The sequence below is a fragment of the Roseomonas sp. KE0001 genome, from assembly GCF_016107285.1.
Classification (GTDB): domain Bacteria; phylum Pseudomonadota; class Alphaproteobacteria; order Acetobacterales; family Acetobacteraceae; genus Pseudoroseomonas.
Window position 1 is genome coordinate 40,983 of sequence record NZ_RCVQ01000012.1, and the last position, 22,504, is coordinate 63,486.

General features: G+C 71.9%; 18 protein-coding genes, 1 tRNA gene and 1 pseudogene. 7 read left to right on the forward strand and 13 right to left on the reverse strand.

Annotated elements, in window-relative coordinates; genetic code table 11:
• The first annotated feature begins 108 nt into the window (after positions 1 to 108).
• The 5 genes from D9598_RS18615 (at position 109) to D9598_RS18635 (ending at position 6,249) form a co-directional block, all read left to right on the forward strand.
• Positions 109 to 594 carry a tripartite tricarboxylate transporter TctB family protein gene (locus D9598_RS18615; protein ID WP_198368049.1) on the forward strand — a complete coding sequence of 162 codons (486 nt, stop codon included), beginning with the start codon at positions 109 to 111 and terminating at the stop codon, positions 592 to 594.
• 4 nt (positions 595 to 598) lie between these two features.
• The gene (locus D9598_RS18620; protein WP_198368050.1) at positions 599 to 2,110 is read left to right on the forward strand and encodes a tripartite tricarboxylate transporter permease; all 1,512 of its coding nucleotides are present in this window, start codon (positions 599 to 601) and stop codon (positions 2,108 to 2,110) included.
• 122 nt (positions 2,111 to 2,232) lie between these two features.
• Positions 2,233 to 3,228, forward strand: coding sequence for a tripartite tricarboxylate transporter substrate binding protein (locus D9598_RS18625; protein WP_198368051.1), 996 nt, complete (start codon positions 2,233 to 2,235; stop codon positions 3,226 to 3,228).
• An 85-nt stretch (positions 3,229 to 3,313) separates the two neighbouring features.
• Positions 3,314 to 4,195, forward strand: a complete 882-nt coding sequence (locus D9598_RS18630; protein WP_232477431.1) for a DMT family transporter — start codon at positions 3,314 to 3,316, stop codon at positions 4,193 to 4,195.
• Positions 4,192 to 6,249 (forward strand): DUF2075 domain-containing protein, encoded by a 2,058-nt coding sequence (locus D9598_RS18635; protein ID WP_198368052.1) that lies wholly within the window; start codon positions 4,192 to 4,194, stop codon positions 6,247 to 6,249. Before D9598_RS18630 ends, D9598_RS18635 begins: the two co-directional genes overlap by 4 nt.
• Here D9598_RS18635 and D9598_RS18640 read toward each other — a convergent pair.
• The 12 genes and pseudogenes from D9598_RS18640 to D9598_RS18695 all read right to left on the reverse strand — a co-directional run bounded on the left by D9598_RS18640 (position 6,200) and on the right by D9598_RS18695 (position 20,149).
• Positions 6,200 to 6,580, reverse strand: coding sequence for a hypothetical protein (locus D9598_RS18640; RefSeq protein ID WP_198368053.1), 381 nt, complete (start codon positions 6,578 to 6,580; stop codon positions 6,200 to 6,202). The genes D9598_RS18635 and D9598_RS18640 overlap by 50 nt on opposite strands.
• Positions 6,581 to 6,603: 23 nt before the next feature.
• Positions 6,604 to 6,699, reverse strand: a tRNA-Sec gene (locus tag D9598_RS18645).
• Positions 6,700 to 6,804: 105 nt separating this feature from the next.
• A pseudogene (gene selB / locus D9598_RS18650) lies at positions 6,805 to 8,634 on the reverse strand (selenocysteine-specific translation elongation factor); the annotation flags it as partial.
• Positions 8,631 to 9,455, reverse strand: a complete 825-nt coding sequence (locus D9598_RS18655) for a tetratricopeptide repeat protein (RefSeq protein ID WP_232477432.1) — start codon at positions 9,453 to 9,455, stop codon at positions 8,631 to 8,633. The pseudogene selB and the gene D9598_RS18655, both read right to left, overlap by 4 nt.
• Entirely contained in the window at positions 9,442 to 10,833 is a 1,392-nt protein-coding gene (gene selA, locus D9598_RS18660; protein ID WP_198368054.1) for an L-seryl-tRNA(Sec) selenium transferase, read from the reverse strand. Before selA ends, D9598_RS18655 begins: the two co-directional genes overlap by 14 nt.
• A 3-nt stretch (positions 10,834 to 10,836) precedes the next feature.
• Positions 10,837 to 11,769: a formate dehydrogenase accessory protein FdhE gene (gene fdhE / locus D9598_RS18665; protein WP_198368055.1), complete on the reverse strand. Its 933-nt coding sequence runs from the start codon at positions 11,767 to 11,769 to the stop codon at positions 10,837 to 10,839.
• 39 nt (positions 11,770 to 11,808) lie between these two features.
• Positions 11,809 to 12,489, reverse strand: a complete 681-nt coding sequence (locus D9598_RS18670) for a formate dehydrogenase subunit gamma (RefSeq protein WP_198368056.1) — start codon at positions 12,487 to 12,489, stop codon at positions 11,809 to 11,811.
• On the reverse strand, positions 12,489 to 13,418 hold the full coding sequence (fdxH, locus tag D9598_RS18675; RefSeq protein ID WP_198368071.1) for a formate dehydrogenase subunit beta: 930 nt from the start codon (positions 13,416 to 13,418) through the stop codon (positions 12,489 to 12,491). Before fdxH ends, D9598_RS18670 begins: the two co-directional genes overlap by 1 nt.
• 73 nt (positions 13,419 to 13,491) lie before the next feature.
• Positions 13,492 to 16,578 (reverse strand): formate dehydrogenase-N subunit alpha, encoded by a 3,087-nt coding sequence (gene fdnG / locus D9598_RS18680; protein ID WP_255528799.1) that lies wholly within the window; start codon positions 16,576 to 16,578, stop codon positions 13,492 to 13,494.
• A 282-nt stretch (positions 16,579 to 16,860) separates the two neighbouring features.
• Positions 16,861 to 17,676 (reverse strand): formate dehydrogenase accessory sulfurtransferase FdhD, encoded by an 816-nt coding sequence (gene fdhD, locus D9598_RS18685; protein WP_198368057.1) that lies wholly within the window; start codon positions 17,674 to 17,676, stop codon positions 16,861 to 16,863.
• Between the two features lie 109 nt (positions 17,677 to 17,785).
• A complete protein-coding gene (locus D9598_RS18690; protein WP_198368058.1) occupies positions 17,786 to 19,792 on the reverse strand; it encodes a BTAD domain-containing putative transcriptional regulator in 2,007 nt (668 codons plus the stop codon).
• A gap of 63 nt (positions 19,793 to 19,855) precedes the next feature.
• Positions 19,856 to 20,149 carry a hypothetical protein gene (locus tag D9598_RS18695; protein WP_198368059.1) on the reverse strand — a complete coding sequence of 98 codons (294 nt, stop codon included), beginning with the start codon at positions 20,147 to 20,149 and terminating at the stop codon, positions 19,856 to 19,858.
• 262 nt (positions 20,150 to 20,411) lie between these two features.
• Between D9598_RS18695 and D9598_RS18700 the strand changes: the two genes are divergently transcribed.
• Both D9598_RS18700 and D9598_RS18705 read left to right on the forward strand, forming a co-directional pair.
• Positions 20,412 to 20,633 (forward strand): hypothetical protein, encoded by a 222-nt coding sequence (locus D9598_RS18700; RefSeq protein ID WP_198368060.1) that lies wholly within the window; start codon positions 20,412 to 20,414, stop codon positions 20,631 to 20,633.
• A 68-nt stretch (positions 20,634 to 20,701) separates the two neighbouring features.
• Positions 20,702 to 21,484: a DUF6065 family protein gene (locus tag D9598_RS18705; protein WP_198368061.1), complete on the forward strand. Its 783-nt coding sequence runs from the start codon at positions 20,702 to 20,704 to the stop codon at positions 21,482 to 21,484.
• Between the two features lie 9 nt (positions 21,485 to 21,493).
• On the opposite strand, the gene D9598_RS18710 is transcribed toward D9598_RS18705, so the two are convergent.
• The gene (locus tag D9598_RS18710) at positions 21,494 to 22,462 is read right to left on the reverse strand and encodes a pirin family protein (protein WP_198368062.1); all 969 of its coding nucleotides are present in this window, start codon (positions 22,460 to 22,462) and stop codon (positions 21,494 to 21,496) included.
• Between the last annotated feature and the right edge of the window lie 42 nt (positions 22,463 to 22,504).

The window sequence follows — 22,504 nt, forward strand, 5'->3', positions numbered from 1 at the left end:
GCGCTTGACCGCCTCGTTGAAGCGCCGACACAATCCGGACCGCCGACGGATGCTGGAACCTGGCGCGCAAGCCCGGCCCGCCGTTGTGGGAAGGAAGGGGACGATCCATTGCAGCTTTCCGACAAGGTGACCGGCGCCCTGCTGATCGCGCTGGGCGGCGTCACGGCCTATGGCGCGTCCCTGCAACCTGGCGTGCCGGGCCAGGATGTGGGGCCGAGCGTCTTTCCGGCCGTCATCGGCCTCGGGCTGATGGGATGCGGCGCCATGATCGCCTTCGGCGTCGGCCACAGCTTCGAAGCGCCGGACGACACCATTCCGGCCGAACCGGGCGAGACGGTGCCGCGGCCGCCGCGCTTCGCCGAATGGCGGGCCTTTCTCGCGCCGCTGCTGCTGGTCCTCTACGTGCTGGTCTCGGAGACCCTCGGCTTCCTGATCACCGCGGCGATCTGCATCCTGGTGATGACCCGCGCCCTCGGCGGAAGCTGGAGGCTCGCCGTGGCGCTGGCCCTGCTCGGCCCCGTGGGCCTGCATCTGGCCTTCTACGAGCTGCTGCGCGTGCCGCTGCCCGACGGCCTGCTGGCGCTGCCCTGGTGACGCCATGAGCGACCTGATCGACGGCTTCATCATGGTCGGACAGATGGATGTGCTGGTCGCCATCCTTCTGTCCGCCATCTACGGCCTGGTGGTGGGCTCGCTGCCGGGCCTTTCCGCCACCATGGCGACGGCGCTGCTGGTGCCGGTCACCTTCTATCTCTCACCGATCGCGGCGGTGGCGACCATCATCTCCGCCTCGGCCATGGCGATCTTCTCCGGCGACATCCCGGGCTGCCTGCTGCGCATCCCCGGCACGCCGGCCTCGGCCGCCTATACCGACGAGGCCTATGCCATGACCCGCAAGGGCCAGGCGGAGATGGCGCTCGGCATCGGCCTGTGGTTCAGCGCCATCGGCGGCATCGTCGGCACGCTGTCGCTGATGGTGATGGCGCCGGCGCTGGCCGAGGTGGCGCTGAACTTCTCCTCCTTCGAGTATTTCTGGCTCGCCGTCCTCGGCCTGATGTGCGCGACACTGGTCGCGCGCTCCTCGCCGGTGAAGGCCATCGCCTCGATGCTGCTCGGCCTGCTCTTCTCCTGCATCGGCATGGAGAATCCGGCCGGCGCGCCGCGCTTCACCTTCGGCATGACCGACCTGCTCGGCGGCATCGAGCCGCTGCCGGCGCTGGTGGGCGTCTTCGCGCTGTCGGAGGTGATGCGCGCGCTCGCCACCGCCGAGCCGCCGCCGCTGCCGCGCCGCAAGTTCGGCAGCATCCTGGCCGGGCAGTGGAGCCTGACCAGGAGGTTCCAGTGGCCGATGTGGCGTGGCAATGTCGTCGGCATCATCATCGGCGTGCTGCCGGGGGCGGGCGCCGACATGGCCGCCTGGGTCAGCTACGCCCTCTCCAAGCGCTTCTCGAAAACGCCGGAGAAATTCGGCACCGGCCATCCGGAAGGGCTGGTCGAGGCCGGCGCCAGCAACAATGCCTCGCTCGCCAGCGGCTGGGTGCCGGCGCTGCTCTTCGGCATCCCGGGCGACACCATCACCGCCATCGCCATCGGCGTGCTCTACATGAAGGGACTGAACCCCGGCCCGACGCTGTTCACCGAGCGGGCGTCGAGCATGTACGCGCTCTACATCATCTTCATCCTGGCCAATATCATCATGATCCCGCTCGGCATCCTGATGATCCGCCTGGCGACGCGGGTGCTGCGCGCGCCCCGCGCCTCGATCATGCCGGTCATCCTGATGCTCTGCGCCATGGGCGCCTTCGCCACCGGCAACAACCTCTTCGCCATCCTGCTGGTCGGCTTCTTCGGCGTGCTGGGCTACATCATGGAGCGCAACGGCTACCCGGTGGCGGCGCTGGTCCTCGGCATCGTCATGGGCTCCATGGTGGAGCAGAGCTTCGTCACCTCGCTGATCAAGTCGGACAACAGCCTGCTGCCCTTCTTCGAGCGGCCGATCTCGGCCGTGCTGGCCACCATCACCCTCGCCGCCCTGCTCTGGCCGGTGGCCGCCTGGCTGATCCGCCGCCGGCGCCGCGCCCCGCGGCGCCCCGCTCCGCAGGGCGGCTGAACCGGCCGATCCATCGCCGCGCGGGCCAGGCTTCATCCTGGCTGGCGCGGCGTTTCACGCCTATGATCGCCATGAACCGGCAGTCATGCCGGAGCAAGCCTGACGACAGGAAAGACACGTCCATGACACCGATCTCCCGCCGCGGCGTGCTGCTGGGCGCCGCCGCCCTTCCCCTCGCCGGCACGGCTTTGGCGCGCCCGGCCCTGGCGCAAACGCGCTATCCGGTGCGGCCCCTGCAGCTGATCTGCCCCTGGGGCGCCGGCGGCGGCACCGACGCCACGGCGCGCATCGTCGCCTCGCTGCTGGAGAGGGAGCTGGGGCAGCCGGTGAATGTCGTGAACCGCACGGGCGGCTCCGGCGTGGTCGGCCATGCCGCGATCAACGCCAGCAATCCCGATGGCTACACCATCGGCATCATCACCGTGGAGATCACGATGATGCACTGGCAGGGGCTGACGCCGCTGACCTATGCGGACTACACGCCGCTCGGCCTGGTGAACCGCGACGCGCCCGGCGTGCAGGTCAGCGCCAGCGCGCCCTACAAGGACATCAAGGCGCTCGCCGAGGCGATCAAGGCGGCGCCCCCCGGCAAGCTCAAGGCCTCCGGCACCGGACAGGGCGGCATCTGGCACCTCGCCCTGGTCGGCTGGCTGCAGGCCATGGGGCTGAAGCCCGACCATGTCCGCTGGGTGCCCTCGAACGGCGCGGCGCCGGGCATGCAGGACCTGGTGGCGGGCGGCATCGACATCGTGCCCTGCTCGATTCCCGAAGCGCGGGCCATGCTCGATGCCGGCCGCGCCCGCAGCCTCGCCATCATGGCGCCGCAGCGCGACCCGCTCTTCCCCGACATCCCGACCCTCAAGGAGAGCCTCGGCGTCGAGTACCAGACCGCCGTATGGCGCGGCATCGGCGGCCCACCCAAGCTGCCGGCCGAGATCGCCGCGAAGCTGACCGCCGCGCTGGAGAAGGTGGCGAAGTCGGAGCAGTACGCCGAGTTCATGAAGTCGCGCGGCTTCGGCATGGACTGGGCCGATGGCGCCGGCTTCGGCAAGGTCATGGCCGAGACGGACAAGGCCATGGGCGAGGCGATGCGCGCGGCGGGGCTGGCCAAGAGCTGAGCCCGGGGATGACGGAGCGGGCGCCGGGCTTGGCGCCCCGCTCCGCCTCTGCGACCCTGGCGCCCCGGCCGCCACGGAGTCCCGCTTGCTGATCGCCTATACCCAGCTCGCCACCGCCATGGCGCTGGTCGGCGCCAATGTGGCGGTGGCGAAGCTGCTGGCGGCGGCCCTGCCCATCGCCATGATCGCCGGGCTGCGCTGTCTGCTGGCCTGCCTCCTGCTCTGGCCGCTGGCCCGGCTCCGGGAAGGCGGCGCGCGGCCCTCCGGCCCGGTGCTGCGCAACCTGGCGGCGCAGGCCCTGCTGGGCACCCTGCTCTACAACGCCGCGCTGCTCTCCGGCCTGCGCCATACCTCGGCACTGGAGGCCGGGCTGGTGCTGGCCACCCTGCCGGCGGTGATCGCGCTGGGCTCCGCCCTCTGGCTGCGCGAGCGGCTCGCGCCCCGGCAATGGGCGGCCGCGCTCCTGGCCGCCTCCGGCATGGCGGCGATCACCCTGACGCGGATGGCGGAGGGGGACGGCGGAGACGGCAGCCTGCTCGGCAATGCCCTGGTCTTTCTCGCCGTCTGCGGTGAGGCCGCCTATGTGCTGCTGGCCAAGCGCATCGCCGGGCGGGTGCCGGTCCTGACCGCCAGTTTCTGGATGCAGGCCTTCAGCGCGCTGATGCTGCTGCCCTTCTGCCTGCCGGTGCTGGGCAGCGTGGCGGCGCTGGCGGTGCCGGAGACGGCGGGCCTGCTGGTCTTCCACAGCCTGACGGCCTCGGTGCTCTGCCTGCTGCTCTGGTATGCCGGGCTGCGCCGGGCGCCGGCCGGCGTCGCGGGCATCTTCACGGTCTTTTTGCCGGCGACGGCCGCGGTGGTGGCCGTCGTCCTGCTGGGCGAGGCCTTCCAGCCGCTGCACGCGCTCGGCTTCCTGCTGATGCTGGCCAGCATCGGCCTCGCCACCTGGCCGAGAAGGGTCACGCCATGAGGGGCTGGGTCACCACCACGGTCGCCGCCCTGCGTCGGGAACCGGCGACGGACTGGGCCGCACGCCTCGCCGCCGCCCAGGCGCGGCAGTTGAGGGAGGTGCAGCCGGCGCAGCTGGAATCCTGGCGCGCGCTCATCCATGTGCTGCAAAGCGCTTTTCCTGATCCGCGCAGCGATGACTGGGTCATCCTGCTGGAATGCGACCTGCTGCGGCTGGAGAAGCGTATCGACGCGGTGGTGCTGACGGATCGCGCCATTCTCGTCATCGAGTTCAAGAACAACGCCGCCGGATTCTCGCCGCAGGATGCCGCGCAGGCCGAGGATTATGCCCTCGCCCTGCGGGACTTCCACGCCGCCTGCCGTCAGCATCCGGTTGTTCCCATTCTGTTGGCCAGCGCGGCACCCTCACCGCGCAATGACTGGCCGCTGCTCTGGCATGGCGTGACCTCCGTGCTGCGCGCCTCCGCCGAGAGCCTCCCCGCGCTGCTGGCAGGGATCCAGTCCAGCATCCCCGCACCGGACCGGCCGCTTGATGCTCTGGCCTGGATGGCGGCGCCCTATCATCCTGTCCCCACCATCGTGGAGGCGGCGCAGCGCCTTTTCGCCCGTCACGGCGTCGAGGAGATCGCCGCCTCCAGGACGGATGCCATCAACCTTGGTCTCACCACCGCCGCGATCCGTCGGGCGATTGACCAGGCCCGCGCCGACAGTGCCCGCTGCGTCATCTTCGTCACCGGCATCCCCGGGGCCGGCAAGACACTCTGCGGCCTCAACCTCGTCTTCGGCACCCATGCGACGGAGGGAGCCGCTTTCCTGACCGGCAACGCGCCTCTGGTGGCGGTGCTGCGTGGCGCCCTGCTTCTGGACGCAACGAAACAGGGCCGATCCCGCCGCCAGCCAGGGCGCGAGACACGCACGCTGCTGCAGAATGTCCATCGCTTTCTGGAGCATTACGTACGCGAGGCGGAAACCGCGCCGTCCGAACACGTCGTGGTCTTCGACGAGGCGCAGCGCGCCTGGAATGCGGATCAGGCCGGCCGCGACACGCAGCGGCGGCGCTCCATCCTGACCACGTCCGAGCCAGCGCATATGCTGGAGATCATGCATCGGGTACCAGGGTGGTCCGTCATTATCGCCCTGATCGGCAATGGCCAGGAGATCAACACCGGCGAGGCTGGCCTGGCGGAATGGGGCCGGGTGGTAGCTCGGAGCGGCGGCGGTTGGCGCGCCGTGGCGGCGCCAGCCACGCTGCAGGCGGCGGAGCCGGCCCAGCGTCTGGCGGAGGAACAGCCAGGCTGGCTCACGCTTGATCCGGACCTGAACCTCGCCATCCCCATACGATCGGTCCTGCACGATCGCGCCACGCTCTGGGTTGATGCGGTGCTGAATGACCGCCCGCAGGACGCCGCCGAGATTGCCGCCGCGGGGAGACTGCCCTTCTTCATGACCCGCGACCTCCATGCGCTGCGTACCGCCCTCCGTTCGCGCGTCCGCGGGCTGCGCCGGGCCGGGCTGGTCTGTTCGTCCAAGGCCCGGCGGCTGCGCGCGGAGGGGCTCGGCGTGCAGTTGCACGGCGCCGACGACGAGGTGGTCAACTGGTTCCTCCGCCGCTGGCCGGATATCCGGGCCTCGGACGCGCTCGAGGTCTGCGCCACCGAGTACTCCTGTCAGGGCCTCGAGCTGGACATGGTGGGGATGGCCTGGGGTGGCGACTTCATCCGCGAGGCCGGCCACTGGCAGGCGCGTCGCTTTTCCGGCACGCGATGGAACCGGGTCAGCCACCCGGAGATGCGGCGCTATATCCGCAATACCTACCGGGTGCTGCTGACGCGGGCGCGGTACGACACGGTAATTCTCATCCCCCCTGGCCATGCCGAGGATGCCACCCGCCCCCCTCAGGAGGCCAATGCCATCGCCGCCTATCTGCAGGCCTGCGGGGTCCGCCCCCTGGAGGGGCTTCCCTCCTGCGGCGACGCCCTGGCGCCCCAGCTGCTCCAGCGCCGCCTCAATGCGCCGGCTGGTCCTCCAGCCGCAGCCGCAACCCCTCGGCATTGAAGAACTCGCCGTCGCGGATCAGCGTGCGGTCCTCGTGCAGCTTGCGGGTCAGCGCGTTCAGCCGGGCGCGGGCCTCGGCGTCCGGCACCAGCCCCTCGCGCCCGGCACGGTAGAAGACGGCGGCGGACCACGACACCCCGGCGCCGGCGAAGAGGGCGGTCATCTCCGGCCAGCGGGTCTCGTCCCCCACCACATGCAGCCAGGCGCCGCGCAGCGGCTCCACCGTGGTCTCGGTAATCCGCATCAGCACGAAGAGCATGGTGAAGTCGCCTAGCTCGCCATGCGTGGCGGCCAGCCATTCGTCGAAGTCGGTGTCGATCGGGGCGGTCATTCCCGGCCCTTCCCGGGGAGAGGTGGCGGAAGAGAATGGGAGTCGAACCCACCCGGGACAGTCTCGCTGCCCCACCCGGATTTGAAGTCCGGACGCCCCACCGGGGACGCCTCTCTTCCCTCCGTCCCGGGCGGTCCGAACAGGTCCACCCGATGAGGATTGATGCGCCGCAGATCGCCGCGGCGCAAGGTCACGCCGAGCCGGTCGAGGAAATCCAGGATCTGGATGGCGACCTTGCGGCCATTGTCCATGCGGTCGCGGAAGGCGGCGGCGCCGAACCAGCCCTCCTCCGCCCGCGCGGCGACGTCCCGGGCGAGGCCCACCATCTCCGCCGTGGTGGCGCGCAGGAAGAAATGGTCATGCGCCACCTGATCGACCCGGCCGAGCCGGGCACAGGCCTTCAGCACCCGCCGCACCTCGCCTTCCGGTGCCTCCAGGAGACCGGCGATATCGCGCACGCGGGGCGGGCGGAAGCGCGCCTCGGCACCGAGCAGGGGGGCGATGCGGGCATAGAGCGCCTCATCCGCCTCGCCGAGCCGCACCGCGTGCCCCGGCAGGCGCAGGAAGGCGCCCTCCAGCACCAGCGCCGCCTCCGCCGCCAGGCGCTCCAGCGCGGCGCGGAAGGCCGGGGCCGGCAGGCGGGGGCGGAGCATGAGCCGCAGCCGCTCCCGCCCCAGCCCCTGCTGATCCGGGTTCTCCTCGTGGTGGCGGGCGAGCTGCTCCAGCAGCCCGTCCCGGAAATCCCGCCAGCCCTCGGGCGCGAGCGCCAGCCGCTGGCCGCCCGCCTCCAGGATCTCGGCCCCGACATCGGCGGCCAGCGCCTCGACCTCCTGCTGCCGCAGGGCGTTGTCCCGCGCGAAGGCGACCAGCTCGACGTGGCGCGGCGGCGTCTCCAGCAGGCGGCGCAGCCGCGTGGCCGGGTCACGCCCGGCCAGGGCATCGAGCTGCGCCAGGCGCTCGGGCGTGCGGCGCTTGCGGGCGGGCGGCCGCAGGTCGAGAAAGCGGCCGCCGCCGATGGTGCGTTGCGCCGAGACATCGCGCAGCACGAAGCGGTCCCCGGCGGCGGCGGCGATCGGCCGGTCCAGCACCAGCTGCGCGAGGCCGCCGCCGCCCGGTGCCAGGGCATCGCCCAGCGGCACCAGCCGCGCGCCGACCTCGGCACTGGCATGGTGCAGCCGGGCCGGGAACCAGGTGCCGAGCGGCTTCGGCTCGCCGGGCAGGATGCGGCATTCGGCATCGATGCGGTCGGTCGGCGCGTGCAGCGCCGGCGCCAGCACCATGTCCCCCCGGGCGATGGCCTCCCGGGTGATGCCCTCCCCCGCGAGGTTGAGGGCGCAGCGCTGCCCGGCCACCCCCTCCGGCGCCGGCCGGTTCTGCGCATGGATCGAGCGGATGCGCGCGGCGAGCCCGGCGGGGCTGACGAGCACCGCCTCCCCCTGGGCGACGCGGCCGGAGAGCACCGTGCCGGTGACCACCGTGCCAGCCCCGGTCAGGGTGAAGCTGCGGTCCACCGACAGGCGGAAGGCGCCCGTCCCGCCCGGCGGCGGGGTCTCGGCGGCGGCCTGCTCCAGTGCCGCGCGCAGCGCCGCGATCCCCTCCCCGCTGCGCGCCGAGACCGGCAGCACCGGCGCGCCGGCCAGGCCGGTGCCCGCCAGCAGCGCCGCGATCTCGCCGGCGAGCGCGGCGCGGCGCGGCGCATCGGCGAGATCGGCCTTGCTGAGCGCCACCACGCCGCGCCGCAGGCCGAGCAGGTCGAGGATGGCGAGATGCTCGCGGGTCTGCGGCATGACGCCGTCGTCGGCGGCGACCACCAGCAGGGCGAAGTCGATGCCGGTGGCGCCGGCCAGCATGGTGTGGACGAAGCGCTCGTGCCCCGGCACATCGACGAAGCCGAGCGGGGCCGGCCCGCCCTCGGCGCCGAGATAGGCGAAGCCGAGATCGACGGTGATGCCGCGCGCCTTCTCCTCCTTCAGCCGGTCGGTGTCGATGCCGGTCAGCGCCTTCACCAGGGCGGTCTTGCCATGGTCGATATGGCCGGCGGTGCCGACGATCATGGCGGCAGCGCCTCCGCCGCCGGTGGTGCGGGCAGCGGCGTCCCGGCCAGGGCGGCGGCGCGCGCCCGGGCCGCCGCGTCCAGCCCGGCGCGCACCGGCCCGAGGAAGGGCGTGGCCAGGGCGCTGCCGCTCCGCTCGGCGCGCAGCAGCCAGGCAAGGGCCTGCACCGGATCGGGCGCGACCCCGGCGCCGAGATGCAAGGCCGCGCCCAACATGGCCTGCCCATCGGCATCGCCGCGCGCGGCGGCCAGCGCCCACCAGCGCGCCGCCAGCGCCACGTCGCGCTCCACGCCGAGCGCATGGTGATACAGCATGCCCATCCGCGTCATGGCCGAGGCGATGCCGCCTTCCGCCGCCGCCCGCGCCCAGCGCCACGCCTCGGCCGGATCGGGCGGGATCAGCTCGCCCTCCAGCAGCATCCAGCTCAGCATGTCCTGCGCCTGGGCATCGCCCTGCGCGGCGGCGGCCCGGTAGAGTTCGGCGGCCCGGGCCGGATCGGCCTCCACCCCCTCGCCGCCGCGCAGATAGAGCGTGGCCAGGTTGCGCTGACCGGGCGCGTGGCCGGCCCCGGCGGCCAGGCTCAGCCACTGCCGGGCCAGCGGCGCATTGACCGGCACGCCCATCCCCTCGGCGAAGCAGGCGCCGATATTGGCGGCGGCGCGGGCATCGCCGGCGCGCGCCAGCGGCTCCCAGAGAGCGAGCGCGCGGGCCGGGTCGCCGGCCTGGAAGACGGCCATGGCGACCTCCATGCCTTCCCCCATGCCATCTCCCATGCCATCCCTGGGCGCGGCACGCCCGAGCAGCCGGCTAAGCCAGCCCATGCGGCAATCCGTCCAGGCTGGCGAGAAAGCCCGCCTCGTCCTCCAGGCAGCGCAGGTCGAGCAGCAGCGCCCCGTCGCGCAGCCGGCCGATCACCGGGCGCGGCAGGGCGCGCAGCGCGGTGGCCAGGGCCTCGAGCATGCGGCCGGCCGGCGCGGTCAGGCGCAGGCCATGGCTCGGCAGGGTGTCGAGCGGCAGGGCGCCGGAGCCGATCTGGCTGCGGCAGGGCGCCGCCGCCACGGCGATGCCGCCGGGCAGGCGCCGCGCCACCTCGGGCAGCAGGCGCCGCGCCTGGGCGGCGATCGCCGGCTCCGGCCGGGCCAGCAGGCGCAGGGTCGGCAGCCGGTCCACCAGCCGCGCCGGGTCGCGGTAGAGCTTCAGCGTCGCCTCCAGCGCGGCGAGGCGGATCTTGTCGACACGCAGCGCCCGCTTCATCGGGTTGCGGTTGATGGCGGCGATCAGGTCCCGCCGCCCCAGGATGAAGCCGGCCTGCGGCCCGCCGAGCAGCTTGTCGCCCGAGAAGGTGACGAGATCCGCCCCCTCCGCCACCGCCTCACTCACCGTCGGCTCGCGCGCCATCCCATGGGCGGACAGATCGACCAGGGTGCCGGAGCCAAGGTCGTTCAGCAGCGGCACGCCGGCCTCATGGGCGATGGCGGCGAGTTCCGCGCCCGGTACCTCGGCCGTGAAGCCCTCGATCCGGTAGTTGGAGGGATGCACCTTCAGCAGCAGCCCGGTCTCCGGCCGCAGCGCCGCGCGGTAGTCGCGCGCATGGGTGCGGTTGGTCGTGCCGACCTCGACCAGCCGCACCCCGGCGCGCGCCATGATGTCGGGCATGCGGAAGGCGCCGCCGATCTCGATCAGCTCGCCCCGCGAAACGATGGCCTCCCGCCCCTCGCCCAGCGTGTTCAGCGCGATCAGCACGGCGGCGGCGTTGTTGTTCACCACCGTGGCGTCCTCGGCCCCGGTCAGCTCGCGCAACAGGTCGCGCAGGTGGTCGTCCCGCTCGCCGCGCCCGCCGCTCTCCAGGTCGAACTCCAGCGCCACCGCCTCGCGCATCGCCGCCGTCGCGGCCTCGATGGCGGCCTCGGCCAGTTGCGCGCGGCCGAGATTGGTGTGCAGCACCGTGCCGGTCAGGTTGAAGAGCGGACGCAGGCCCGAGCGCTCCCGGGCCGCCAGACGGTCCAGGGCGGCGGCGGCCACGGCGGCGGCGGCGGCCTCCCGCTCCAGGCCGGCGCCACCGGCGGCGCGCAGCCGGGCCAGTTCCTCCCGCACCGCGGCCGTCACCTCCGCGCGGCCGAAGCGCTCGATCGCGCCGCCGGCCAGGAGCAGGACATGATCCACCGAGGGCAGCGCACGCAGCGCGTCCGGCGCGGCCATGGCTCAGTACCCGATCAGGAAGGGGTCGAAGCCGGCGCGGCGATACGCGGTCTCGCGCATCATCAGGTCGAGGCCGAGGCTGGCCACGTCGTCGGCGATGGGCTCCAGGGCGGGGTTGAGGTTCTGGTAGAAGATCTTCACCCAGGAGCGGCAGGCGTCGCAGGTCTCGGCCTTCACCGTCGCGGCCTCGTCCGATCCGGCCGCCGGCTCCACCTCCTTGTAGCCCACGCCCTGGGTCGAGCCGCAGGCCAGGCACTTGATCCGCACCTCGTTCCATTGCGTGCCGCAGGCGGCGCAGGCGGCGTAGCGCGCGCCCTCGGCGCCCGGCCGCCCGGTCACCAGGGAGGCGGCGGGCGGGCCGCCGCAGGCCGGGCAGACGCCGGTCTCGATCGGCACCAGCCGCTCCGCCGGCAGGGTGGCGGCGCACCGCGCCATGGCGACCTGCAGGGCGGCGGCGAGGAGGATATGCTCCGGCAGTTGCTCCACCGGGAGCGAATCCTCCGCGACGGCCTCCAGCATCGCGCCCAGCGCCTCCGGCCCGGCCTCGCGCAGGGCGGCGATGGCGGCGGCGGCGGGCTCCGGCATGGTCGATGGCGCCAGCCTGTCGAGGAAGCGGGTGACCAGGCCCGGCAGGGCGGCGTCGCGCGCCAGGGCGTGGCGGTCGAGCGGCGGCATGCGGCCGTCCCGCGCCCGCTCCACCTGCCCGGCCGGAAGCGGGTCGGGCGGCGGCAGGCCGGCGGCGACCTCCGCCTGGGCCGCGCAGATCCCGGCCAGGAAGCGCAGATAGGGGCCGAGCGGGTTCTCCGCCGCCAGAACCTCCAGCCGCTCGGCGCGCTGCCGGAACAGCGCCGCGGGATCGGGCAGCAGGGCGAAGGGCGGCTTGCTCAGCCGCCCGATGGCGGAGGGGTCGGGCTGCAGCCCATGGAAAGCGGACATCTCACCTCGCGGGCCGGACCGGCCACATGCGCCTCGGGATTATTCGGCGGGGCCGGTCTTGCGCTGCCCCGCCAGATCGCGCAACCACTTGCGGTGATGCCGCCAGGCCCAGCCGCCGGTGACGGTGCCCCGCGTCATGGCGCGCAGCGTGCCACGCGTCCAGAAGGCCGCATAGACGTGCAGGATGAAGACGCAGATGATCAGCACCGCCGCCACCGAATGCGCCAGCACCGCGACCCGCCGCATCGGGATCGAGACATAGGCGGCGAAATAGGCCTCCCAGATCGCCACCCCGCTGACGATCAGCAGCAGGATCAGCCCGGTCATCGCCCAGAAGATGAACTTCTGGCCGGCATTGTACTTGCCGAGCTCGGGGAGCCGCTCCTCGCGCCCGCCGATCACGTCGCGGATGCGGCTGAGCCAGACGATATCCACCTTCTCCGGCAGGTTCGCCTTCCAGAGCTGGAAGAAGAAGATGAAGAAGCTGAGGAAGAGCACCACGCCGATCCAGGGGTGGAAGGCACGGGTGTTCTGTCCGCCGCCGAAGAGCGCGGTCAGGAAGTAGAGCGAGGGCGTGAACAGCGCCAGGCCGGAGAGGGCCAGCAGGATCAGGCTGGTCGCCGTGATCCAGTGGTTGAGCCGGGCGCCGGCGCCGTAGCGGTTGACCGTGACCGGCTTGCCGGGATGCACCGCATCGCCGGGCTGGACGCGCTCCACCATCACGCATGCTCCCCTGGCGGCGGCACGGGCTTGCCCTCCACCAGCTTCTCGGCGTTCTCCTCATCCTCCCGCGAAACGCGGTTGGGCCGCGCGAAGACGCCATGGACGATGCTGCCGACCGCCATCATGCCCATCGCGGCGAGGCCGACATACTTGGTCACGCCCTTCCAGCTCTGCACCAGGGGCGAGATGCGCGGATTCTCCGGCAGGTTGGCATAGATCTGCGGCTTGTCGGCGTGGTGCAACACATACATGACATGCGTGCCGCCCACGCCCGGCGGATCGTAGAGCCCGGCATTGGCGAAGCCGCGTGACTTCAGGTCGGCGATGCGCCCGGCGGCATGCTGCTTCATGTCCTCCTTGGTGCCGAAGACGATGGCCTGGGTCGGGCAGGCCTTGGCGCAGGCCGGCCCCTGGCCCACCGCGACACGGTCGGAGCAGAGGGTGCACTTGTAGGAGCGGTGATCGGCCTTGGAGATGCGGGGGATGTTGAAGGGACATCCCTTGATGCAATAGCCGCAGCCGATGCAGTTCTCGTGGATGAAGTCCACGATGCCGTTGGTGTACTGCACGATGGCGCCGGGGGCCGGGCAGGCCTTGAGGCAGCCCGGATCGGCGCAGTGCATGCAGCCATCCTTGCGGATGAGCCACTCCAGATTGTCGGTCTCCGGGTTCACCCATTCCGTGAACCGCATCAGGGTGAACATGTTCTCGGTGAGATCGTGCGGGTTCTCGTAGACGCCCGTGTTCTCGCCGATCGCCGGCGTGGTGTCGTTCCACTCCACGCAGGCCGACTGGCAGGCCTTGCAGCCGATGCACTTGGAGACGTCGATCAGCTTGGCGACCGGGGTGAGCTGCCGCTCGGGCGGCGGCAGGTCCTCCGTCGCCGAGCGGCGGACCAGATCCCGCTCGCCGAAGTTGCTGGCCATGGGCTGGGTCGGCGGGTTGCTGACCGCGGTGCGCGGACTGTCGCTCATGCCGCTATCCCCTTCACGGACCGCCTCATGACGTCACCCCGGGCGCCGAGGACGGCTCGATGTTCACCAGAAAGGCCTTGTACTCCGGCGTCTCGATGTTGGCGTCGCCCACGAAGGGCGTCAGCGAGTTCGGGCCGAAGCCCTTCTTCGCCGAGCCGGTGAAGCCCCAGTGCAGCGGGATGCCGACCACATGGACGGTCTTGCCATCGCAGATCAGCGGCCGGATGCGCTTGGTCACCACCGCCTTCGCCTTGACCGAGCCGCGCTTCGACCAGACGCGCACCCAGCCGCCCGGGGTGATCTGCCGCAGCGCCGCCAGCTCCTCCGAGATCTCGACGAAGAACTCGGGCTGCAGCGCGGCATTCACCCGGTTGTGCTTCGTCCAGTAGTGGAAGTGCTCGGTGAGCCGGTAGGAGGTCGCCGCGAAGGGGAACTCCTCCGAGGTGCCGAACTGCGCCAGGTCGCTCTCGAAAAGCCGCGCCACCGGATTGCCCCGCATGCGCGGGTTCATCACGTTGGCGATGGGGCTTTCGAAGGGCTCCATATGCGCCGGGAAAGGCCCGTCCCGCATCATGCCCCGCGTGAAGAGGCGCGACACCCCCTCCTGGTTCATGATGAAGGGCATGACCTCGCCCGGCTTGGCGGTGACACCGATATCGGGGACGTCATAGCCGGTCCAGCGCGTGCCATCCCATTCGATGATCTTGCGGCTGGGGTCCCAGGGCTTGCCGTTCAGGTCGGCGGAGGCGCGGTTGTAGAGCGTCCGCCGGTTCAGCGGCCAGGCCCAGGTCCAGTTGGGATGCGTGCCGGTCTGGTCCGGATCGCTGTTGTCGCGCCGGGCCATGTTGTTGCCGGCCTCGTTGAAGCAGCCCGAATAGATCCAGCAGCCGCACATGGTTGAGCCGTCATCGCGCAGCTGCGTGAAGTTCAGCACCTGCTTGCCGGCCGCCACGATCACCTTCGACGGATCGTTCGGATCGGTCAGGTCGGTCAGGGCCCGGCCGTTGATCTCCTTCGCCAGCTCCTCCGGCTCCGGCTCGTTCGGGTCGTGGTACTCCCAGGACAGGTTGAGGATCGGATCCGGGAAGGCGCCCCCCTCCTTGCGGTACAGCTCGCGCATGCGGAGGAAGATCTGCGCCATGATCCAGGTGTCCGGCCTGGCCTCACCGGGCGCGGTGCCGCCCGGCCAGAACCACTGCAGCCAGCGCCCGGAATTGGTCAGCGAGCCCTGGTCCTCCGCGAAGCACCGCGTGGGAAGCTGGAAGACCTCGGTCTGGATGCTGGCGGTGTTCACGTCGTTGAACGCGCCGTGGTTCTCCCAGAAGCGCGCGGTCTCCGTCTCCAGCGGGTCCATGGTGACCAGGAACTTCAGCTTCGACAGCCCGGCCACCACCTTGCCCCGGTTGGGGAAGGCCAGCACCGGGTTGAAGCCCTGGCAGAGATAGCCGTTGACCTTGCCGTGGTTCATCAGCTCGAACATGCGCAGCACGTCGTAGGAGGGCACGTCGAGCTTGGGCAGGTAGTCGTAGGCCCAGCCGTTCTCGGCCCGCGCGGCATCGCCCCACATGGCCTTCATGAAGCTGACGAAGAACTTGCTGTAGTTCTGCCAGTAGCTGGTCTGCCCGGGCCGCAGCGGCTTGAACTGCCGCGAGGCCATGTAGGTGGCCAGATCCGGCTCCTTCTCCGTCGGCATGTTCAGATAGCCCGTGAGGAGATGCGACATCAGGCCCAGATCGGTCAGGCCCTGGATGTTGGAATGCCCGCGCAGCGCGTTCATGCCGCCGCCCCGCACGCCGATATTGCCCAGGATGAGCTGGAGCATGGCCATGCCGCGGATGTTCTGCGCGCCGTGCGAATGCTGCGTCCAGCCCAGCGCGTACATGGAGGTCATGGTTCTGGTGGGCGAGGAACACTCCGCCACCATCTCCGCGATCTTCAGGAACTTCGCCTTGGGCGTGCCGCAGATCCGCTCCACCATCTCGGGCGTATAGACCGAGACGTGCTGCCTCAGCAGGTTCCAGACGCAGCGCGGGTGCTGCAGGGTCGGGTCCACCCTGGCATAGCCGTCCTCGCCGATCTCATAGTCCCAGCTGGTGCGGTCGTAGTCGCGCTTCTCCTCGTCATAGCCGGAGAACAGGCCATCGGCGTAGCCGAAGCCTTCCTTGACGATGAAGGAGGCATTGGTGAAGGCCTTGGTGTACTCCCACTGTACCTTGTCGTTCTCGATGCAGTAGCGGATCAACCCGAGCAGGAAGGCGATGTCGCTGCCCTGCCGGATGGGCGCGTAGAAATCCGCGACCGATGCCGTGCGGGTGAAGCGCGGATCGACCACGATGAGCTTGGCGCCGCGATGCGCCTTCGCCTCCGTGACCCACTTGAAGCCACAGGGGTGCGCCTCCGCCGCGTTGCCGCCCATGACGACGACGAGATCGGTGTTGCGGATGTCGGTCCAGGAGTTGGTCATCGCTCCACGGCCAAATGTCGGGCCCAAACTGGACACCGTGGGGCCGTGTCAGACGCGCGCCTGGTTATCGAATCCGACGATTCCGAGGGTCTTGGCCACCTTGAAGGTCGCCCAGGCCGTCTCGTTGGTGGTGGCGGAGGCCGCGAGCATGCCGGTGGTGGTCCAGCGGTTCACCGGCAATCCCGCCTCGTTGGTGGCGAGGAAGTTGGCGTCCCGATCGTCCTTCATCAGCCGCGCGATGCGGTCGAGCGCGTAGTCCCAGGAGACCTGCTCGAAGCGATCGGAGCCCGGCCGGCGCACCATCGGGTGCTTCAGGCGGGTGGGCGAATGGACGAAGTCCTTGAGCGCGGCGCCCTTGGGGCAGAGCGTGCCCAGGTTGGTCGGATGGTCCGCGTCACCCTCGATATGGGTGATCTCGGCCCGCTCGCCCTTCCGCACATCGCCCCTGGAATAGAGGATGATGCCACAGGCGACGGAGCAATAGGTGCAGGTGTTGCGCGTCTCGGTCGTATTGGCCAGCTTCAGGGGCCGGACCAGGGCGGAAACCGCCGCCTCAGCCTCGCCGAAGCCCAACGCACCCAGCGACGTCGCTGCAACACCCGCGCCGGCGGCTTTCAGAAAGCCGCGCCGCGAGAGTTCCATGTTCATCACGGCCCTCCCATCCACTGAGCCGACCCTGGCAGGTGGTCGGACCAGGAAGAGGTGAGGCGCGGCCAGTTCGGTGTCAAGCGGAAAGCGATTCGCCCGGCGGCGCGCCCGACATCACCGCATGTTTCTGATAACGCTTCTCAATTCGCCAAGCCCGGGAAGTCCGCCCGGTTCAGTCCGGCCTGGCGCCGGAGAGCCGGTCAAGGCCGGCGGCACCTGCTGTTTCTGGGAGATCGGGATCTCCGGAACCGCCGCGCGCAGCCCCCCCCTTCTTCCCATGCCTCAGCCCAGCAGGCGCTCCGGATGCGTGAAGACGTCGAAACGGCCGCCCCGTGCGCGGGCGATCAGCGTCAGCCCGGCCGCGCCGGCGGTGCGCACCGCCAGGGCGGTGGGCGCCGAGACCGCGATCAGCACCGGCGCGCCGAGCAGCACGGTCTTCTGCACCATCTCCACCGAGACGCGGCTGGTGAGGACGACGGCGCCGCCCGCCGGCGCCTCCCCCTGCCGCCGCACCGCGCCCACCAGCTTGTCGAGGGCGTTGTGGCGGCCGACATCCTCGCGCGCCAGCACCAGGCCCTGACCGGCGCGCCAGAAGCCCGCCGCATGCACCGCATGGGTCACATCGTGCAGGGGCTGATGCTCCGACAGGGCCGCCAGGGCCCGCGGCACCGCATCCGCCGCAAGGCGCAGGCCGGCCTCGAGCCGTGGCAGCGGCCGCAGCACCGCCTCCAGGCTCTCCAGCCCGCAGAGGCCGCAGCCGACCGGGCCGGCCATGTACCGGCGGCGGTGCAGCAGGGCCTCGTCGCGGTCCTCGGACAGGGTCATCCGCACCTCGAAGCCCGCCGGGCGCGGCAGCACCTCCAGCGCCGTCAGCTGCCCGGGCTCGGCGATGATGCCCTCCGTCAGGCTGAAGCCGAGGCCGAAATCCTCCAGGTCCCGCGGCGTCGCCATCATCACCGCATGCGTCGCCCGGCCATAGGTCAGCGCGACCGGCACCTCCTCCGGCACCGGCACCTCCCCTGGCGCCACAGGAGGTGCCGGCCGCGCCGCGTCGTGGCGCCGGGCGGGGCAGAGGGCATGGGCGGGCGTGTCGTGCATCGATCCTCCGGGGTCGGCCGGCGTGGCGCGCGGCATCCCCGCCTCCGGCCACCGCCTCAGCGGAGATGGGGCAGGCGCGGCGGGAAGTCACCCCGGCGCGCGGGCGGCGTCACCGCAGCCCGGCCCGGCGCAGCCCCTCGGCGTAGTGCTGCCGGTCGGCCGCGCCGCGCACCGGCGTGCGGCGCAGCGCCTTGGCCACCGTGAAGTCGGGCTCGATGGCCAGCAGCCGCTCGCGCAGCTCCGCCGCCTCGCGCGCCTCGCCCAGATGGCCCAGGGCGGAGAGATAGGTCTTGTAGGGATAGCTGAACTCCGGCCGCAGCGCAGTGCAGGCCCGGCCGACCGCCGCCGCCTCGGCATGCCGGCCCAGCATCAGCAGAGGAATGCCGCGCCCGGCGTCGAAGAAGAAGGCGTGAGGATGGCAGGGCGAGAGGGCGAGGTAGCGGTCGAACTGCGCCAGCGCCACCTCGTGCCGCCCCCGGTAGCTCTCCGCCATGCCGGAGAAGACCCAGGCCATGGCCAGGTTCGGGTTCCGCGCCAGGGCGCGGGCATGCAGCTCCGCCGCCTCCTCCACCTGATGGTGCAGGAAGGCGCGCACATGCCCCTGGATGGTCAGGGCCTGGGCATCCAGCGGGTCGAGACCGCTTGCCCGCCGCGCCAGGCGCTCCGCCTCCCGCGTGCTGGCCGCCTCGTCCGCCGCCCAGCCCTGGCCGACCAGGAAAAGATGCCAGTAGGCGTGCCAGGCATGGGCCTGGGCATAGTCCGGCTCCAGCCGGATCGCCTCGTCCAGCCAGCGCCTCGCGCCGAGGAAGGTCTCGCGATCCAGGCCATGGATCGCCGGGATGGCGCGCAGCAGAAGGTCGTAGGCACTGCCCTGGCTGGGACGGGCGCCGGCGTGATGCGCCTCGATCAGCAGGATCTCGGGATCGATCCGCGCCACCACCGCGGCCGCGACCTCGTCCTGCAGGGCCAGCAGATCGCCGGCCGGGCGGTCGAAGCGCTGGCTCCAGACCAGGCCCGGCTCGCGCTGGTCGGCCAGCCGCAGGGTCACGCGCAGCGTTTCGCCGCCGCGCTGCACGGTGCCGCTCAGCAGATAGTCGAGACGGAGCGCCCGCGTCGCCGCCTCCACCCCCTCGCGCTCCGCCAGGCTGGCGAGGGAGGTGCTGTCGGCGACGAAGATCCAGCGGAGGCGGGACAGCGCGGCGCCGATCTCCTCCGCCAGGCCGAAGCCGAGATGCGGCGCGACCCCCTCACCCAGCAGGCGCAGCGGCACGACGCCGAGCCGCGCGCCCCGCTGCCGTGGCGGCGGTGGCGGCGCCGGCTGTGCCAGGGGCGGGCCGGCCGTGGCGCGGAGCGCCTGCGCCAGGGCCTCCGTCTCGGCCGAGGGGGTGGCGTTGTAGCGGCTGGCGAGCAAATTGCGGCAGGCCTCGTAGGCGGCCAGCGCGGCACCGCGGTCCCCCTGCGCCAGCCGCAGCCGGATCAGGGCCTGCCACCCCTGCTCCCGGCTCGAATCGATGCGGAGCAGCCGTTGCGCCGCCTCCAGCGCCGCCTCCTGCGGGCCGGCCGTGGCCAGCAGGGCGGCGGCACGGTTGGCCGCCGCCTCCTGCAGCCGGCCCCGCTGTTGCGTCAGCCAGGCATCGAAGGCGGGATCCAGCCCCTCCAGATCGGGCAGGACGGTGTTGGACAGCAGGTCCAGCGCGGCCGGAGTGGCGTCCGGCGCGAGCAGCGCCAGCGCATCCACCCAGACATCCTCCCGCTCCAGCGTCAGCGCGTCGCGCCCGGCCTGCAGAAGGCGTGGCCCGGCGGGCGAGAGCGCGGCCTGGAGGTCATGCAGCGCCTGGCGCAGCGAGCCGCGCTGCTGCTCCTCGCCGCGGCGGGACCAGAGCAGCTCGGCCAGGCGCTGACGCGGCACGGGCTGGCCCAGCGCCATGCCGAGAACGGCCAGCAGGGCGCGCGCCTTCCGCGAGCGCGGCAGGACCGCCTGGCTGGACAGGGTCCAGGCCTCCATCGGGCCGATTAGGCCCAGGCGCAGGCGCGGGCTGGCCGGGCCCGGAGCAGGCCAGGACGGCAGCGGCGGGCCGGCGTCCCGCCCGGCCCCGATCCTCTCGATACGGCCCATGGCGCCAACCTAGCCGATCTCACGAAGCTGTCACCTATTGGCGCGAAGTCCTGGCCGGCACCGCTACCGTGGGGACAGGGACTGCCCCAGAGCCACATCCGCGGCGCGCAGCGCCGCCCGCAACGAGCGCTCCGCCCCCTCCAGCTCGAAGGCAACGAAATCCCGCTCGATCGCCTCGGCGAGATCGCGCGGCCCGGCCTGGCCCAGGCGCTCCATCTGCTGGTGCCGGTCGCGGCAATGGATATAGCGGCGCGCCTCGGCATAGACGCGGAGCAGGCTGTCCTGCCCTTCATTGTAGGCCTGCAGCATGTCCTCATCCCCCTGGGCGAAGGCGTCCTGGCTCCGGATCTTGCTCATCATCATCGCCTGCTCCGATCGTGGTTCATCTGGCCGCAGGCTATCGGCGCCGGCGATGCGGGGCGCGTGATTAAGGAACCCTTAACGTCAAGGCCCCGTCAAAAGGCGGCCAGGATTTCCCACCACAAAATCGGAAAATATTCCTTGATTTCATCAGCCATGGGTTTAATATCCCTGTTGTCGGGGCAGATATACCCTGGCGTCCTTCCCACCGACAGGCCGCCCTCCCGCGGAGCGGCCCGGCCCCAAGGAAAGAATCCCCATGACCAAGCTCTCGATCGACAGCCTGCGTGATTCCGGCCGCGTGCGTCTCGGCGCCGGCATGCGCGCTCCCGGCGCGGTTCCGCCGCTGCCCGGCGCGGCGGCCGCCCGCGGCGCCGCCCGCCCGCCCCGCCGGGCGGCCGGGATGATCGGCCTCGTGGTCCCCGCCGCCGTGGCCGATGCCGGCCGGGTGCGCTTCGGCGCCGGCATGCGCCGCGGCTGATCCTCCCCGGGGCCGGCGGCTCGCCGCCCGCCGGCCCCTCTCCCGCCACCCCATCCCGGGCCTCCGCCATGACCCTCGCCACGCCCTGCGTCACCTTCCACCGGATGATCGACACGGCGCCCCTGCCGGCGCGGGCCGATCGCTCCGGCCTCGGCAGCCTGCCGATCCGCGCCATGCGCCATTGCGACGCGGTGGCCAGCGCCTCCGGCTTCGGCTGGCATCTCCATGCGCCGATGGATTTCCGCCTGCTCTGGGATGGCGCGCAGATCTGGTGGCATTGCGACGGGCTGGAGGACTGGCTGCCGCTCGGCGCCGCGCAATTTCCGCACTTTGCCGAGCGCTTCGACGCGGTGGCGCCCGAGGCGTCGCGCGGCTACGCGCCGCCCTTCCTGACCGCCCTGCAGGAGCCGGGCGTGGTGCAGATGTGGACCGGCCTGGCCGCCCGCACCGCGCCGGGCTGGAGCCTGCTGCTGCGGCCGCTGGCCAATGTGCCGCGCCACCCGGCCTATGAACCCTATGAGGGGCTGGTGGAGGCCGATCACTGGTTCGGCCCGCTCTTCACCAATCTGCGCCTGACCCGCACCGGAACGCCGATCGAGTTCCGCCGCGCCGAGCCGCTGTTGCAGGCGCAGCCGGTGCCGCAGATGGCCTATTCCGAACCGGTGCTCGGCGGCGCCGCCATGAGCCCGGCGCTGGAGGCGATGGGGCCGGCGGACTGGGCCGATTACCACCGCTCCATCGTGGTGCCGAACCAGGCGCCCGACCATCGGCCGGGCGGCTACGCGGCCGAGGCCCGCCGCCGCCGCCGCGGCGCCTGCCCGCACCGCGCCATGGCCGGGACGGCGGACTGACACGGCGGCTCAGCTTGCCGGCGGCGGCTCCGCCCGGGTGGCGGCGCGCATGCGGACACGCTCCTCGGGCAGCGGGATGAACTCCTTCTCGTCGCCCGGCACGGCGGCGAAGCGGCCAGCCTTCCAGTCCGCCTTGGCCTGGTCGATGCGCTCGCGCGAGGAGGAGACGAAGTTCCAGAACAGGTAGCGCGGCCCGTCCATCGCCGCGCCGCCGAGCAGCAGCAGCCGCGCGCCCTGTGGCCCCGCGCGCAGCGCCAGCCGGTCGCGGGCGCGGAAGACCAGCATCCGCTCCGCCGCGAAGCGGTCCGGCCCCACCGCCACCTCGCCCCGCAGCACATAGGCCGCCCGCTCCTCATGCTCCTCCGGCAGCGGCACCGCGGCGCCCGGCTGCAGCTGCACATCGGCGTAGAACAGCGGCGAGGAGACCGCGACGGGCGCCGCCAGCCCCCAGGCGGCGCCGGCGACCAGCCGCAGCGACACGCCCTCCGCCGTCTCGAATGGCAGGCTGCGCGCGGCGTGGTGCGCGAAGGCGGGTGCCGTCTCCTCCGCCGCCTTCGGCAGCGCCACCCAGGACTGGATGCCATGGAGCCGCCCGCCCGCCACGCGCAGCGCCGGATCGGTGCGCTCGGAATGCGCGATGCCACGGCCCGCCGTCATCCAGTTGACATCGCCCGGCAGGATCGGCTGCCGCGATCCGAGGCTGTCGCGATGCAGGATGGCGCCGTCGAAGAGATAGGTGAGGGTGGAGAGGCCGATATGCGGATGCGGCCGGACGTCCAGCCCCTGGCCGGACAGGAACTCGCCCGGTCCCATCTGGTCGAAGAAGATGAAGGGCCCGACCATCTGGTGCCCGCGCGCCGGGAGGGCGCGCCGGACCTCGAAGCCGCCGACATCATGCACGCGCGGCAGGATCACCGCCCGCACCGCGCCCGGCGCCACCGGGGCGTCCGGTCCGTCCTCCAGCGGCATCCAGCCCATGCCCGACCTCCCTGCCCGTGTCTGCTTCCTCTCCTCTCTATC

Coding starts and splice junctions, on each gene's coding strand:
- D9598_RS18635 (WP_198368052.1), top strand. CDS start 4,192: ATGAGGGGCTGGGTCACCACCACGGTCGCCGCCCTGCGTCGGGAACCG.
- D9598_RS18710 (WP_198368062.1), bottom strand. CDS start 22,462: ATGGGCTGGATGCCGCTGGAGGACGGACCGGACGCCCCGGTGGCGCCG.
- fdhD (WP_198368057.1), bottom strand. CDS start 17,676: ATGCACGACACGCCCGCCCATGCCCTCTGCCCCGCCCGGCGCCACGAC.
- fdxH (WP_198368071.1), bottom strand. CDS start 13,418: ATGGCCAGCAACTTCGGCGAGCGGGATCTGGTCCGCCGCTCGGCGACG.
- D9598_RS18670 (WP_198368056.1), bottom strand. CDS start 12,489: ATGGTGGAGCGCGTCCAGCCCGGCGATGCGGTGCATCCCGGCAAGCCG.
- D9598_RS18655 (WP_232477432.1), bottom strand. CDS start 9,455: ATGGGCTGGCTTAGCCGGCTGCTCGGGCGTGCCGCGCCCAGGGATGGC.
- selA (WP_198368054.1), bottom strand. CDS start 10,833: ATGGCCGCGCCGGACGCGCTGCGTGCGCTGCCCTCGGTGGATCATGTC.
- D9598_RS18620 (WP_198368050.1), top strand. CDS start 599: ATGAGCGACCTGATCGACGGCTTCATCATGGTCGGACAGATGGATGTG.
- D9598_RS18640 (WP_198368053.1), bottom strand. CDS start 6,580: ATGACCGCCCCGATCGACACCGACTTCGACGAATGGCTGGCCGCCACG.
- D9598_RS18690 (WP_198368058.1), bottom strand. CDS start 19,792: ATGGGCCGTATCGAGAGGATCGGGGCCGGGCGGGACGCCGGCCCGCCG.
- D9598_RS18705 (WP_198368061.1), top strand. CDS start 20,702: ATGACCCTCGCCACGCCCTGCGTCACCTTCCACCGGATGATCGACACG.
- D9598_RS18700 (WP_198368060.1), top strand. CDS start 20,412: ATGACCAAGCTCTCGATCGACAGCCTGCGTGATTCCGGCCGCGTGCGT.
- D9598_RS18695 (WP_198368059.1), bottom strand. CDS start 20,149: ATGAGCAAGATCCGGAGCCAGGACGCCTTCGCCCAGGGGGATGAGGAC.
- fdhE (WP_198368055.1), bottom strand. CDS start 11,769: ATGTCCGCTTTCCATGGGCTGCAGCCCGACCCCTCCGCCATCGGGCGG.
- D9598_RS18625 (WP_198368051.1), top strand. CDS start 2,233: ATGACACCGATCTCCCGCCGCGGCGTGCTGCTGGGCGCCGCCGCCCTT.